General features: G+C 38.4%; 10 protein-coding genes. 8 read left to right on the forward strand and 2 right to left on the reverse strand.

Annotated features, from left to right (window positions below):
* Positions 1-85 precede the first annotated feature (85 nt).
* The 7 genes from zapE (at position 86) to lpdA (ending at position 10,579) form a co-directional block, all read left to right on the forward strand.
* Positions 86-1,285, forward strand: coding sequence for a cell division protein ZapE (gene zapE, locus ACFIK3_RS00815; RefSeq protein ID WP_273790309.1), 1,200 nt, complete (start codon positions 86-88; stop codon positions 1,283-1,285).
* Positions 1,286-1,573: 288 nt separating this feature from the next.
* Complete coding sequence (gene mdh, locus ACFIK3_RS00820; RefSeq protein WP_273790160.1) at positions 1,574-2,536, forward strand: malate dehydrogenase; 963 nt, start codon at positions 1,574-1,576, stop codon at positions 2,534-2,536.
* 95 nt (positions 2,537-2,631) lie between these two features.
* The gene (gene sucC / locus ACFIK3_RS00825; RefSeq protein ID WP_273790159.1) at positions 2,632-3,828 is read left to right on the forward strand and encodes an ADP-forming succinate--CoA ligase subunit beta; all 1,197 of its coding nucleotides are present in this window, start codon (positions 2,632-2,634) and stop codon (positions 3,826-3,828) included.
* Between the two features lie 3 nt (positions 3,829-3,831).
* Entirely contained in the window at positions 3,832-4,734 is a 903-nt protein-coding gene (gene sucD / locus ACFIK3_RS00830) for a succinate--CoA ligase subunit alpha (RefSeq protein WP_375630649.1), read from the forward strand.
* 163 nt (positions 4,735-4,897) lie between these two features.
* Positions 4,898-7,897: a 2-oxoglutarate dehydrogenase E1 component gene (locus ACFIK3_RS00835; RefSeq protein ID WP_375654298.1), complete on the forward strand. Its 3,000-nt coding sequence runs from the start codon at positions 4,898-4,900 to the stop codon at positions 7,895-7,897.
* Positions 7,898-7,929: 32 nt separating this feature from the next.
* Positions 7,930-9,141 carry a 2-oxoglutarate dehydrogenase complex dihydrolipoyllysine-residue succinyltransferase gene (gene odhB, locus ACFIK3_RS00840; protein ID WP_375645625.1) on the forward strand — a complete coding sequence of 404 codons (1,212 nt, stop codon included), beginning with the start codon at positions 7,930-7,932 and terminating at the stop codon, positions 9,139-9,141.
* Between the two features lie 31 nt (positions 9,142-9,172).
* A complete protein-coding gene (gene lpdA, locus ACFIK3_RS00845; protein ID WP_375630654.1) occupies positions 9,173-10,579 on the forward strand; it encodes a dihydrolipoyl dehydrogenase in 1,407 nt (468 codons plus the stop codon).
* A 1,155-nt stretch (positions 10,580-11,734) separates the two neighbouring features.
* Here the strand turns inward: lpdA and ACFIK3_RS00850 are convergent.
* Together ACFIK3_RS00850 and ACFIK3_RS00855 are read right to left on the reverse strand one after the other, a co-directional pair.
* Entirely contained in the window at positions 11,735-12,973 is a 1,239-nt protein-coding gene (locus tag ACFIK3_RS00850; RefSeq protein WP_273790154.1) for a saccharopine dehydrogenase family protein, read from the reverse strand.
* A 54-nt stretch (positions 12,974-13,027) separates the two neighbouring features.
* On the reverse strand, positions 13,028-14,125 hold the full coding sequence (locus ACFIK3_RS00855; RefSeq protein WP_273790153.1) for a carboxynorspermidine decarboxylase: 1,098 nt from the start codon (positions 14,123-14,125) through the stop codon (positions 13,028-13,030).
* Between the two features lie 167 nt (positions 14,126-14,292).
* On the opposite strand from ACFIK3_RS00855, the gene ACFIK3_RS00860 reads away from it, so the two are divergent.
* A complete protein-coding gene (locus ACFIK3_RS00860; RefSeq protein ID WP_273790152.1) occupies positions 14,293-14,790 on the forward strand; it encodes a BA14K family protein in 498 nt (165 codons plus the stop codon).
* Positions 14,791-14,896: the final 106 nt, after the last annotated feature.

A 14,896-nucleotide genomic window follows, 5' to 3' on the forward strand; every position in this document is an offset into this window, starting at 1 on the left:
GTTTATGACAAGCTAAGCTAGACGGACAGATTCGTGAAAAGTATTTGTATTTTTCATTGAGATCGGTTTGAAAAAGGTTTTTTGGATGATTCTCGTTTCAACACGTTATAAGGAGCTTGTCGCTAAAGGAGAGGTTTGTTTTGATCCCGCTCAATTAGCTATAACAGAATATTTTGATCATTTATTAAAAAAAATTACGGAACAAAATATCTCTCGTCCTTGGACTTGGATATTTTGCTCTTTCTTTAATAGAATATTTAAAAGGAAAAAACAAAATATTTCTTGTGTTGTAAAACAAGGAGATGAAACAGGTTTTTTTCAGGGACTGTATATTTATGGTGAAGTAGGACGGGGCAAAACCATGCTGATGGATTTGTTCTTTTCTTGTTTGCCTAAAGGTCATAAAAAGCGTGCCCATTTTAATGATTTTATGGCTGATGTGCATGAGCGTATTAATTTTTATCGTCAAGCATCTGGGTGTGCAAAATTTAAACAAGATAATCCTATTTTAGCTGTTGCTGAGGATCTTGCACGAGAAGCAAAAATACTTTGTTTTGATGAGTTTAGTGTAACAGATATTGCTGATGCTATGGTATTGGGGCGGCTTATTTCTGCTTTGTTTGATAAAGGAATTTTCTTTATTGCAACCTCAAATGTGGCGCCGGATAACCTTTATTGTAACGGTTTAAATCGTGAACTCTTTTTGCCTTTTATTCAAGTTTTGAAAGCATATGTTCGCGTTGTTAATCTTGATGCAAAAACAGATTATCGCCTTGAAAAATCAAATCTACAACAGGTGTATGTGTCGCCGTTGGGGGTCCCGGCAAATGAATATATGGATCAAGCATGGGCACTTGTATTGCAAGGACATAAGGAGACATCTGATGAGCTTTCTATAAAAGGGCGCCTTATTCCTATTCCGCGCTTTGGTGCAGGATGTGCTCGTTTTGATTATGGGGATTTATGTGCAAAGCCTTTGGCCGCGGCTGAATATTTGTTATTAGGAGAGCGTTATCATACGATTTTTATTGATAATGTACCGGTCATGGATGATACATGTCGCAATGAAACAAAACGGTTTATTTTGCTTATTGATATTCTTTATGAGCGCCACATACGGTTGTTTATGTCGGCTGCGGCAGGGGTAGGGGATTTGTATAAAGGGCATGCGCAGATTACGGAAACATTTGAATTTAAAAGAACACAATCACGTCTTTTCGAAATGCAAAGCTACGATTATTTAAAACTTTGGGAAGAACATTTTCTTTTGAAGAAGAAGCATTGATTATACTTTTACCTTTACGTAAACTGTAAAAACAATAACTTTTTGAAATTAAAGAAATATAATAATTCTGTTGTATTTTTTTTAAATTCACTTTATCGATACATCGTGATAATTTTCTAATAGTTGTTTCAGCGGAGGGTTGTTGTTTCTGTAAAGAGAGAAATTTGTAAATTTCATTTCTTTACTCCTTTTTATGATATTGTTTGAATATGGTTGAAGTCAAAAATATTCAGTATACGGACGCTGATGGGTGTGCGCTGAATTATCTAAAAGTTAGGAAAAAATAAAATGGCACGGAAAAAAATAGCTCTCATTGGTTCAGGTATGATTGGTGGTACTTTAGCACATATTATTGGGCTTAAAGAGCTTGCTGATGTGGTCTTATTTGATATTGCAGAAGGTGTGCCACAAGGTAAGGCTCTAGATATCGCCGAATCTTCTCCTGTTGATGGTTTTGATATCAGTCTAAAAGGTGCTAATGCTTATGAAACAATTGAAGGTGCTGATGTTGTTATTGTAACAGCAGGCGTTGCGCGAAAACCTGGTATGAGCCGTGATGAACTTTTGGGCATTAATTTAAAGGTTATGGAACAAGTTGGAGCTGGAATTAAAAAATACGCTTCTTCGGCGTTTGTTATTTGTATTACTAATCCCCTTGATGCGATGGTGTGGGCTTTGCAGAAATTTTCAGGTCTCCCTACACATAAAGTGGTTGGTATGGCAGGTGTTCTTGATTCAGCGCGTTTTCGTCATTTCTTATCTGAGGAATTTAAGGTCTCTATTAAAGATGTGACAGCGTTTGTTTTAGGGGGCCACGGTGATACAATGGTTCCTCTCGTGCGTTATTCAACGGTTGGTGGTATTTCTTTGCCTGATCTTGTAAAGATGGGCTGGACAACACAGGAAAGAATTGATCAAATTATCCAGCGTACCCGCGATGGTGGTGCAGAAATTATTGGTTTGTTAAAAACAGGTTCTGCTTATTATGCACCAGCAGCTTCTGCTGTTTCTATGGCTGAGGCTTATCTAAAGGACACTAAGCGTGTTGTGCCTGTTGCAGCTTATCTTTCAGGGGAATATGGGGTTAATGATACTTACGTTGGTGTTCCTGTTGTACTTGGTGCAGGTGGTGTTGAACGAGTCATTGAAATTGATCTTGATAAAGAAGAAAGAGGTGCTTTTGATCATTCAGTAAATGCGGTTAAAAAGCTTTGTGAAGCTTGTATTGCTCTTGTACCTAGTCTCAAGTAAATTGAACAAGGTTTAATTCATTAAAATAAGTATTTAGAATATTAAAACTTTAGGATTAATAAGATCCATGATCCATAAAAGAAAAGGACAAATGCATGAATATCCATGAGTATCAGGCCAAACGTCTGCTTCATGAATATGGAGCACCAATTGCAAATGGTGTCGCTGTTTATTCTGTAGAGCAAGCGGAAAAATGGGCGGAAAAATTGCCCGGACCTCTCTATGTGGTTAAAAGTCAGATACACGCTGGTGGTCGTGGTAAGGGTAAGTTTAAAGAACTTGATCCTGATGCAAAGGGTGGTGTTCGGCTTGCACAATCTGTTGAAGAAGTTGTTGCAAATGTTCAAGAAATGCTTGGAAAAACTTTGGTAACCAAACAAACTGGTCCAGAGGGTAAGCAGGTCAACCGCCTTTATATTGAAGACGGTGCCGATATTGAACGGGAGCTTTATCTTTCACTTTTGGTTGATCGTAGCATTGGTCGAATTGCTTTTGTTGTTTCAACAGAAGGTGGAATGGATATTGAAACGGTTGCTGAAGAGACACCAGAAAAAATATTCACGCTTCCCATTGATGCTGGAGAGGGTGTTACTTCTGCTGATTGTGCAAGACTTTGTGATGCGTTGAAACTACAAAGTAGTGCGCGAGAAGATGGTGAAAAGCTTTTTCCGATTCTCTATAAGGCATTTTGTGAAAAAGATATGAGCCTTTTAGAAATCAATCCACTTATTGTGATGAAAGATGGTCGTTTGCGTGTTCTTGATGCGAAAGTTTCTTTTGATAATAATGCTCTGTTTCGTCATCCAGATATTTTAGAATTACGCGATCTTTCAGAGGAAGATCCAAAGGAAATAGAAGCATCAAAGCATGATCTTGCTTATGTTGCTCTTGAGGGTACGATTGGTTGCATGGTTAATGGTGCTGGGCTTGCTATGGCAACAATGGATATCATTAAGCTTTATGGAGCAGAGCCAGCGAATTTTTTGGATGTTGGTGGTGGAGCATCAAAAGAAAAGGTGACAGCTGCTTTTAAGATTATTACGGCCGATCCAAATGTTAAGGGCATTTTGGTTAACATTTTTGGTGGTATTATGCGTTGTGATGTCATTGCTGAAGGTGTGGTTGCTGCTGTTCGTGAGGTTGGTTTAAAAGTTCCCTTGGTTGTTCGTCTTGAAGGCACTAATGTTGAGCAGGGTAAAGCAATTATTAATGAGAGTGGTTTGAATGTTATTCCTGCTGATGATTTAGATGATGCTGCCCAAAAAATTGTTGCAGCCGTGAAGGGAGCTTAAGCTATGTCGATTCTTGTGAATAAAGAGACAAAAGTTCTAGTTCAAGGGCTTACAGGAAAAACAGGAACATTTCATACAGAACAGGCGCTTGCTTATCATGGTACGCAAATGGTTGGTGGCGTTAATCCTAAAAAGGGTGGAGAAACATGGGAAGGTTCAAAAGGTGAAACTCTTCCTATCTTTGCTAATGTTGCAGAAGCAAAAGAAAAAACAAGCGCGGATGCTTCCGTTATTTATGTTCCTCCTGCAGGGGCTGCGGCAGCTATTATAGAGGCTATTGAAGCTGAAATTCGTTTAATTATCTGTATTACGGAAGGTATTCCCGTTATGGATATGGTTAAAGTGAAGGCGCGATTAGAAAACTCAAAGTCTCGTCTTATTGGTCCTAATTGTCCCGGTATTCTTACACCAAATGAATGTAAAATTGGTATTATGCCTGGTTCTATTTTTAGAAAAGGTTCTGTTGGGGTTGTCTCGAGGTCGGGAACTTTAACTTATGAAGCCGTTTTTCAGACGAGTCAGGAAGGTCTCGGACAAACAACTGCTATAGGGATTGGTGGTGATCCTGTTAAGGGTACTGAATTTATTGATGTGTTGGAAATGTTTTTAGCAGATGATGAAACTCAGTCTATTGTTATGATTGGTGAGATTGGTGGTTCTGCTGAAGAAGAAGCAGCACAGTTTCTGCAAGATGAAGCAAGAAAAGGTCGAAAAAAGCCAGTTGTTGGCTTTATTGCTGGCCGTACGGCTCCTCCAGGACGGACAATGGGACATGCCGGTGCTGTTATTTCTGGTGGTAAGGGTGGAGCAGAAGATAAAATTGCAGCAATGGAATCAGCAGGGATTCGTGTGTCTTCTTCACCATCACAGATAGGTAAGACTTTGATGTCAGTTTTGAAAGGCTAAAAGAAAGTTTCACCTGAATAAGCAAAGGTTCTTAGATTCAGGTGAAAAGACTTGAGTATAAATAAGGTAAAACTTTTTTGAATGTTCAAATCACTGCTTGTTTGTAAGCATTTAAAGGTCAAAAGAGATATAAGGAGACGGAATAGATGTTCCGGAGAGGTATATGGCAAGGCAGGACGAAATAAATAGCCTTTTTGCACAGACATCATTTCTTTATGGTGGGAATGCGGATTATATAGATCAACTTTATGCTCAATATGAAAAAGATCCTACCAGTGTTGATTCACAGTGGCGTGCTTTTTTTGAAGGACTTCATGATAATAAAGAAGATGTTCTTAAAAATGCTGAAGGAGCAACATGGCAGCGTGATCATTGGCCATTAAAAGCAGAGGGTGAATTGGTTTCTGCTCTTGATGGTGATTGGTCTTCTCTTGAAAAATATCTTGGCGATAAATTAAAGGAAAAAGCAATAACAGGTGCTGCACAAAAGGGAAAAACTTCCAGTAAACAAGATATTATTCGTGCAACACGTGATTCCGTTCATGCAATTATGATGATTCGTGCGTTTCGAGAACGGGGACATCTTCATGCGCAGCTTGACCCTCTTCAATTGGCCGAAAAACAAGAAGATTATAAGGAACTTTCTCCAGAAGCTTATGGTTTTACTCCAGCTGATTACGAGCGTCCCATTTTTATTGATAATGTTTTAGGATTGGAATATGCAACTATTCCGCAAATGCTTGAGATTCTCAATCGGACCTATTGTTCAACAATCGGTGTGGAATATATGCATGTTTCTGATCCAGTTCAGAAAGCATGGCTTCAAGAACGCATTGAAGGGCGAGATAAAAAAAATTCTTTCACACAACAAGACAAGAAAGCTATTCTGAATAAGCTTATTCAGGCAGAGGGATTCGAACAGTTTTTAGACACTAAATATAAAGGTACAAAGCGTTTTGGACTCGATGGTGGTGAGGCGCTGATTCCCGCTCTTGAACAAATTATCAAATGTGGTAGTGCTTTGGGGGTGCAGGAAGTTATTTTAGGAATGGCACATCGTGGTCGTTTAAATGTTCTTTCACAAGTTCTTGCCAAACCGCATAGGGCTATCTTTCATGAATTCAAAGGGGGATCTTATAAGCCTGATGATGTGGAGGGATCCGGTGATGTCAAATATCATTTGGGAACTACCGCTGATCTGGACTTTGATGGTAAAAAAGTTCACTTATCGCTGTTGGCTAATCCATCTCATCTTGAGATTGTTGATCCGGTTGTTATGGGGAAAGCACGTGCTAAACAAGATCAACTTATGGGACCTGCGCATACTGATTTACTCCCATTAAGTGAGCGTTCAAAAGTGATGCCATTGCTTATTCATGGTGATGCTGCTTTTGCAGGACAAGGCGTTATCCAAGAAACTTTTGGTCTTTCAGGTCTTAAAGGTTATCGTGTTGCAGGCTCACTTCATGTTATTATCAATAACCAGATTGGTTTTACAACATCTCCACGTTTTTCACGTTCTTCGCCTTATCCATCAGATGTCGCAAAAATGATTGATGCACCAATTTTCCATGTGAATGGTGATGATCCTGAGGCTGTTGTTTTTGTTGCCAAAATAGCAACAGAGTTTCGCCAAATTTTCCATAAACCAGTGGTTATTGATATGTTTTGTTATCGCCGTTATGGGCATAATGAAGGTGATGAACCTTCCTTTACGCAGCCGCTTATGTATAAAGCAATTCGTAATCATAAAACAACACTTCAACTTTATAGTGACCAATTGGTAGCAGAAGGAATGATTTCTTCAGAAGAGATTGAGCAACAAAAAAAATTATGGCGCGATAAGCTTGAAGGTGAACTTGAAGCGAGTGCTTCTTATAAGCCTAATAAGGCTGATTGGCTTGATGGAAGCTGGACGGGACTCAAAGCTTTTAGTAGTTCTGATGAGCAGCATTCTAGAGCAACCGGTGTTGAATTAAAAACTTTAAAGGAAATTGGTCAGAAAATTGTTGAAATTCCGGCGAATTTTCACGTTCACAAAACCATTCAACGTTTTTTAAATAATCGTGCTAAAATTTTTGAAACCGGTGAGGGTGTTGACTGGGCAACCGCTGAAGCTTTAGCTTTTGGTTCACTTTGTTTGGAAGGTGCACCGGTTCGTCTTTCCGGTGAAGATGTTGAGCGGGGAACTTTTTCACAACGTCATTCCGTTCTTTATGACCAAGAAAATGAGGCGCGTTATATTCCTTTGAATCATTTACAAAAGGGGCAAGCGCTTTATGACGTTGTTAATTCTATGCTTTCTGAAGAAGCTGTTCTTGGTTTTGAATATGGATATTCTCTTGCTGAACCACGAGGATTAACACTTTGGGAAGCACAATTTGGTGATTTCTCTAATGGTGCACAGGTCATTTTTGATCAATTTATTTCATCCGCAGAGCGTAAGTGGCTTCGTATGTCTGGTCTTGTGTGTTTATTGCCTCATGGTTTTGAAGGGCAAGGGCCGGAGCATTCTTCTGCACGTTTAGAACGATTTCTTCAACTTTGTGCGGAAGATAATATGCAGGTTGCTAATTGTACAACCCCTGCAAATTATTTTCATATTTTGCGTCGACAAATTAAGCGTGATTTCCGTAAGCCATTGATTTTGATGACACCGAAATCACTCTTACGTCATAAGCGAGCGGTTTCTCTTCTCAATGAAATGGGGCCAGAAACAAGTTTCTGTCGTGTGTTGCTTGATGATGCAGAATGTCTCAAAGATTCTGTCATTAAGTTGCAAAAAGATAATAAAATTCGCCGTGTCGTTCTTTGTACTGGTAAGGTCTATTACGACCTTTATGAAGAACGTGAAAAAAAGGGTATTGATGATGTTTATCTCCTTCGTATTGAACAGCTTTATCCTTTCCCTGCAAAAGTTTTGGTGAATGTGTTATCGCGCTTTTTGCAGGCGGAAGTTTTTTGGTGCCAAGAGGAACCAAAAAACATGGGGGCTTGGTCATTTATTGAGCCTTATTTGGAATGGGTTTTGACGCATATTAATGCGCAATATTCACGTGCTCGTTATGCAGGACGTCCTGCGAGTGCGTCACCGGCCTCTGGGTTAATGGTGAAACACCTTGAACAACTGGCTGCGTTTCTTAAAGACGCGTTAGGTTCTTAATTTATTACTACTCTGATGTATGGAAAAATATTATGACTACTGAAATTCGTGTTCCTACTTTGGGCGAATCGGTTACCGAAGCAACGGTTGGCAAATGGTTTAAAAAACTTGGCGAAGCTGTCGCTATGGATGAGCCTTTGGTTGAATTAGAAACTGATAAGGTAACCGTTGAAGTTCCTTCTCCTGTTGCTGGGAAATTATCTGAAATCATTGCAAAAGAAGGCGATACGGTTGAAGTAAATGCTCTTTTAGGAGTGGTGAAAGCTGGAGAAGCTGGTGTCTCCCAATCATTTTCACCTTCTGCTACGCTTGTTCCAGCGGCTTCATCTGAATCGGAGAAGCCTGCTTTGAGCAGTGCAATGCCTCCTTCTCCTTCAGCAGCAAAATTGATGGCTGAAAATAATGTTGCAAAAAGCGATATTTCAGGTTCTGGAAAACGTGGACAAATTCTTAAAGAAGATGTTCTTGGTGGATTAAAACAAAGTACAAATGCCCCTACACCCTCTTCTTCTGCGACGAGTTCTTCGGCAATTCCTGTCCAAGAAACACGTGAAGAGCGGGTTCGTATGACGAAATTGCGTCAAACAATTGCTCGCCGTCTTAAAGATGCACAAAATGTAGCAGCGATGTTAACTACATTTAATGAGGTTGATATGTCAGCGGTGATGGATTTGCGCAAGCGTTATAAGGATCTTTTTGAAAAGAAACATGGTGTTAAACTTGGTTTTATGGGGTTTTTTACCAAGGCTGTTTGTCATGCATTAAAAGAACTTCCTGCTGTTAATGCCGAGATTGATGGGACAGATATTGTTTACAAAAACTATGTCAATGTTGGAATTGCTGTTGGAACGGATAAAGGGCTTGTTGTTCCAGTAGTGCGAGATGCAGATCAAATGTCATTGGCAGAGATTGAAAAAGAGATTGGTCGTTTGGGACGTCTTGCGCGTGATGGAAAATTAGCCGTTTCTGATATGCAGGGCGGAACTTTTACCATTACCAATGGTGGTGTGTATGGATCGTTGATGTCAACACCGATTTTGAATGCACCACAATCTGGTATTTTGGGAATGCATGCGATTAAAGAGCGAGCAATGGTTGTTGAGGGCCAAGTTGTGATTCGTCCCATGATGTATTTAGCGCTTTCTTATGATCACCGTATTGTGGATGGGCAAGAAGCTGTGACTTTCCTTGTGCGTGTTAAGGAAAGCTTAGAAGATCCGGAACGCCTTGTTCTTGATTTGTAAAATACAGTTTTCAGGATGAAAGGAGAAACGGATGTCTTATGATGTGGCTGTGATCGGAGCGGGTCCAGGTGGTTATGTAGCAGCAATAAAGGCGGCACAACTGGGACTTAAAGTAGCGATTATTGAAAAGCGTACAACATTAGGAGGAACATGTCTCAACGTTGGTTGTATTCCTTCTAAAGCGTTGTTGCATGCTTCAGAAGTGTTTTCTGAAACCCAGCATGGTTTTGAAACGCTTGGTATTTCTATTGGTAAATCTAAGCTTAACCTTGAACAAATGATGGTTCATAAGAAAGCTGTGGTAACAGCCAATACGAGTGGTGTTTCTTTTTTGATGAAAAAAAATAAAGTTGATACTTTTTTTGGGACAGCCAAAATTTTGAGTGCGGGTCATGTGGAAGTTGTTGCCAGAGATGGTAATAAACAAACAATTGAAACAAAAAATATTATTATTGCTACCGGTTCAGAGAGTTCAGGCATTCCAGGGGTGAATGTTGAAATTGATGAAAAGACTATTGTTTCTTCTACGGGAGCTCTCTCACTTGAAAAAGTACCAGCGCATATGATTGTAGTGGGTGCTGGTGTCATTGGTTCAGAACTTGGATCAGTTTGGAGCCGTTTAGGTGCTAAGGTGACCATTATTGAGTATCTTAATAAAGTTTTGGGCTCAATGGATGGTGAAGTTTCACGGCAATTTCAGAAATTAATGGAAAAACAGGGAATTGAATATAAAACGGGTGCAAAGGTGACAGCTGTTACACAATCTGGCTCAACTGCTCAGGTGAGCTTTGAATCTGTCAAAGGTGGTGAATCTGAAACTTTAGAGGCTGATGTTGTGCTTATTGCTACTGGACGTTCTCCCTATACAGAGGGGCTTGGCTTACAAGAGGCTGGTGTTCAGTTAGATGAACGCGGATTTATTGCAATTGATGCTCATTGGCAGACGAATGTTCCAGGAATTTATGCAATTGGTGATGTCGTAAAAGGACCAATGTTAGCACATAAAGCAGAGGAAGAAGGCGTTGCTGTGGCAGAAATTTTGGCAGGTCAAAAAGGACATGTTAATTTTGATGTTATTCCTAGTGTTGTTTATACACAGCCGGAAATTGCGAGTGTAGGAAGGACAGAAGAAGAGCTAAAAACTGCTGGTATTGAATATAATGTTGGCAAATTTCCTTTTATGGCTAATGGTCGTGCACGTGCAATGCAAAAGAGTGATGGGTTCGTTAAAATCCTTTCTGATAAAAAAACAGATCGGGTATTAGGGGGGCATATTCTTGGATTTGGTGCTGGTGAAATGATCCATGAAATTGCAGTTTTAATGGAATTTGGTGGTTCATCAGAAGATCTGGGACGTTGTTGCCATGCACATCCTACCTTATCAGAAGCCGTGCGTGAGGCAGCTTTGGCAACATTTGCTAAACCACTTCATATTTAAAAAGCTTTTAAAAAGTACATTTAAAAAGGCACATGAGGCGGAAAATATTAGTGAAGCATGCAACAACATTTTAAAACTTTAAAAAGGAATATAACCAATTGTATTAAAATGTTCCATTTGTTGTATGCTTTTCGATAATTACTGTTTTAGATATCTGTTGTGCAGTTTTGATTGATTATTCTGTTGTGCACTATCGTTTAGAGCGGTGGTGTTTAGTCTATGTAAAGTCTTATATATGGGGTAGTTTTTATACTGTTATAAAATATTTAAGATAGGATTCTGAGCCTATCTGCGTGCTTTGTGTTAAGAAAACATCTCTCAAAATGCCCAAATCTACTTCGCAATGGTGCTCGTGAATGGTATAGCTGTAAAGTTTCTCTTGAAATATATGAAATTCATTCAAACTGTTATAAGACCTATTGTGCACCATCATCTTTATGTTTAGTAAAAGTACACGCTGACATTGATAATACACTTTTTTAGTTCTCAATATTGCTAAAGCTCTTTATTATTTGAGAGTTTTCATAAGAGAATTTTTATTCTGTTCTTTTATCATTTTACCTCACACGCTCGCTTTGTTTGTGATGTGCAGACAAAAGATTTTAATTGCTTCAATGTGAGAGAGTTTGTGATAAGAAAATCTTACAGTATTCAGCGTTATGAATCAAGTTGAAAATGATATTTTATTGTTATAAATCAATGTGTTATATATGATGATGAATCATATGAAGAGAGAAGCCAAGAGGAATTCACCCAAAGAAATTGAATTGTTTAATGATTGGTGTGGGTTAAGGATCTTTGTCATTTAAGATGAAGAGGGGAGGGATTGGATATTCTACAAAATACCGCTCTTCTTTAAAAAAGCGGTATTTTTATATCTTTTGTTTATGACACTATCTTTTTGATGATAATGACAAGTCATACAGTGTGATTAAGTTAGTTTTTTCTTCTCTGCTTTTCTTGATCATTGCTTGCTATGTCTTAAAAAGATGATATGTCTCTTCTTTAAGGTTGTTAAGAAATCGTAATGTTGCCAAAATATAACGAATAGCTAAAATTTTTTTGAAAACCATAATTACACGAGAATATTAAGTTTGTTTTCATTGGGCAGTTTTGTGATAACTTAAAAAATCAAGCATATGCTTTCTATAGGTATTAAAATTGTAATTTTTTATCTTCTTGTTGTTCTCTTATAAAAGTGGGAAGCCCCATATGATCAAGATATTTAAGGAAAGGGTGGGGTGGTAATTCTTCTACATTGACCATAGTTTTAACATCCCATTCGCCTGTGGCAATAAGAAGAGCTGTTGCGGCTGCTGGTACGCCAGCTGTATAGGAAATGCCTTGTGCCCCAGTTTCATGAAAAGCTTGTTTGTGATCGGCTATATTATAGATAAAAATTTCTCTCGAGTTTCCATCTTTTTCGCCTTTAATAAGATCTCCGATACAGGTTTTTCCTGTGTAGTCTGGGGCGAGAGAGGAAGGGTCGGGTAAGACGGCCTTCACGACTTTCAAGGGCACGACTTCTTGACCTTCTGCCGTTTTAATTGGTTGTTCGGATAAGAGTCCGAGGTTTTTTAGAACCGTAAAAACAGTGATATAACGATCACTAAATCCCATCCAGAAACGGACATTCTCTACATCAAGATTTTTGGAAAGTGAATGAATTTCATCATGTCCTGTCATATAGGCTTTTTGTTTTCCCACAACGGGAAGATCCCATTCATGGCTGATTTCAAACATTTTATTGGAAGTCCATTTTTTATTTTGCCATGACCATACTTGTCCTGTAAATTCACGGAAGTTAATTTCTGGATCAAAATTTGTAGCAAACCAACGCCCATGATTTCCGGCATTAATATCAATAATATCAATATCTGTGATTTTATCAAAATAATCATCGCGCGCTAATGCAGCATAAGCATTCACTACACCTGGGTCAAAACCTGCTCCTAAAATAGCGGTTATACCAGCTTTTTCACATTCTTGACGTCGAGGCCATTCATAATTGCCATACCAAGGAGGTGTTTCACAAATTTTCAATGGGTCTTCATGAATTGCGGTATCGATATAAGCGCATTTGGTTTCAATACAAGCTGAAAGAACAGACATATTAAGAAAGGCAGAACCAACATTAATGACAATTTCGCATTTGGTCTTTTGGATGAGCTTTATAGTTTCTTCTACATTCATGGCATTGAGCGAATGGCTTTTGAGAACACCCTGTTCTTTCATTGTGTTTTTTTCTTTAATAGAAGCAATGATGGCCTCACATTTTTTGAGTGTTCGTGAAGCAATATGAATTTCACCAAGAATATCGTTGTTTTGAGCGCATTTATGCGCAACAACTTGTGCAACACCTCCGGCACCAATAATGAGAACATTTTTTTTCATTGTAGGTCCATCTCCTTTTTAATACTGTTGTATGACGTTTTTTATGGTTTATCTTTATGAAAGGCTTTCCTGATAGTCGTTATAGCTGAATTGGCGTTGAAGTGTTAATGTACCATCGCACTCTTTGAGAACAATAGCAGGCATTGTAACGCCATTAAACCAGTTTTTTTTGACCATTGTATAACCTGCTGCATCCTGAAAAGACAGTCTATCGCCTATTTTAAGAGGTTTTTGAAATTGAAATGTTCCAAAAATATCGCCGGCAAGACAAGACTTTCCACAAATCATAATTTCGTGTGGACCTTGATTGGGTTCTAATTTGGCATTCTCACGATAAATTAAAAGATCAAGCATATGAGCTTCAATGGAGCTATCAACGATGGCAAGTTTTTTTTCATTATACAATGTGTCAAGAACGCTTACTTCCAGTGTGGTGCTTTTGGTAATAGCAGCTTCTCCTGGTTCTAGAAAAAGAGTGACACCATGAGTTTTAGAAAATTGTTTTAAGCGTTTTGCGAAAGCTTCTAGAGGATAATTTTCAGCCGTAAAATGGATTCCGCCGCCAAGGCTTATCCAGTCAACAGCAGAAAAAAGTTCTGCAAATTTTTCTTCCATATACCCAAGCATTTGGTTAAAAAGATTAAAGTCAGCATTTTCACAATTGTTATGGATCATCAATCCGTTGATAAGAGGCAGAACTTCTTTGATAGCGCTTTGGTTTGTTTCTCCTAAGCGGCTAAAAGGGCGAGAGGGGTTGGCAAGATCAAAATTTGATGCGCTCATTCCTGGGTTTAACCTTAAACCTCTTTGAATGGTTTTTGTTGCATCAGAAAAGCGTTGAAGCTGTTGGATGGAATTAAAGATGATTTTATCTGCATAACCACAGGCTTCATCAATTTCATCATCTGCCCAAGCCACTGAATAAGCATGGGTTTCTTTGCCAAATTTTTCTCTTCCTAAACGCAGTTCATAAAGGGATGATGATGTGGTTCCATCCATGAACTCAGACATTAAATCAAAAACACTCCATGTGGCAAAACATTTCAAAGCAAGTAAAATTTTAGCTCCGGACATTTCCCGTAAACGAGAAATTGTTTGCATGTTTTTGATGAGTTTCGATTTGTCTATAAGATAGTAGGGGGTTTTTATCATTATTTATTCATTCTTTTTTGTAGGATCTTATTGCCAAGATCAACGTTTAGTACAAAGAGTAACAGAATGTCTCAAGAAAAAAGAATCTTAAGAAAAGAATCTGTTTCTGTCCAGCAAGAGAAAGGCTTTCTGTAATTACTGTTGTTTATTATGTTGAGTTTTTTGTTATGAGTATGAAAAAAAAATTATATTATGCTTTAGCTTTTGTATTTGTTAGCAGTTTTTTCATTATAATAACCACTCTTGTTAATTGGGGGCAAAATAGGAGTGATGCTAAAGCCAAACTGGTTACTCAGACCTCTCTCCAAGATAGTTCGGTGCCTTTGATTTTTACGGGGCGTAGAGAACTTAATGGTTTTAAAGGTTATCGTCATTATCGGCGTGGTTATCGTAAATACAGTGATAATTGGTGGTATCCTGAAGTGGCATTTATTACATCACCGCACTTAAGCACAAAAGGCGCATCATTAAAAGTTGTACCAGATGCTAAAAAAGTGTTTTTAACTTCTTCTTCGGAAAAATTAGAAAAAAAAGAGCCATGGATGCTTAAACAACATATTGAATCTTGCCTTGCGCGTTATCGCTCTTATAATAAAAATGATAATAGTTTTCAGCCTTTTCATGGGGGGCGTAAGCAGTGTTTATCACGCTTTTTTAAAGGATAGAAATTATTAAATAAAATTTTAATTGCTTCTTGTCGTGGGCGTTATTGTTCTTAAAATAAAGAGAAGACTTGTGTGGTGCGCAGTATTTTCATGCCAGCATTGTTTT

This window comes from Bartonella sp. CB10SXKL, from assembly GCF_042195515.1.
Classification (GTDB): domain Bacteria; phylum Pseudomonadota; class Alphaproteobacteria; order Rhizobiales; family Rhizobiaceae; genus Bartonella.

Excerpts from the sequence above, each read along its gene's own strand:
- odhB (WP_375645625.1), top strand. The coding sequence starts at position 7,930 with ATGACTACTGAAATTCGTGTTCCTACTTTGGGCGAATCGGTTACCGAA.
- ACFIK3_RS00855 (WP_273790153.1), bottom strand. The coding sequence starts at position 14,125 with ATGATAAAAACCCCCTACTATCTTATAGACAAATCGAAACTCATCAAA.
- sucD (WP_375630649.1), top strand. The coding sequence starts at position 3,832 with ATGTCGATTCTTGTGAATAAAGAGACAAAAGTTCTAGTTCAAGGGCTT.
- zapE (WP_273790309.1), top strand. The coding sequence starts at position 86 with ATGATTCTCGTTTCAACACGTTATAAGGAGCTTGTCGCTAAAGGAGAG.
- mdh (WP_273790160.1), top strand. The coding sequence starts at position 1,574 with ATGGCACGGAAAAAAATAGCTCTCATTGGTTCAGGTATGATTGGTGGT.
- lpdA (WP_375630654.1), top strand. The coding sequence starts at position 9,173 with ATGTCTTATGATGTGGCTGTGATCGGAGCGGGTCCAGGTGGTTATGTA.
- ACFIK3_RS00835 (WP_375654298.1), top strand. The coding sequence starts at position 4,898 with ATGGCAAGGCAGGACGAAATAAATAGCCTTTTTGCACAGACATCATTT.
- sucC (WP_273790159.1), top strand. The coding sequence starts at position 2,632 with ATGAATATCCATGAGTATCAGGCCAAACGTCTGCTTCATGAATATGGA.
- ACFIK3_RS00860 (WP_273790152.1), top strand. The coding sequence starts at position 14,293 with ATGAGTATGAAAAAAAAATTATATTATGCTTTAGCTTTTGTATTTGTT.
- ACFIK3_RS00850 (WP_273790154.1), bottom strand. The coding sequence starts at position 12,973 with ATGAAAAAAAATGTTCTCATTATTGGTGCCGGAGGTGTTGCACAAGTT.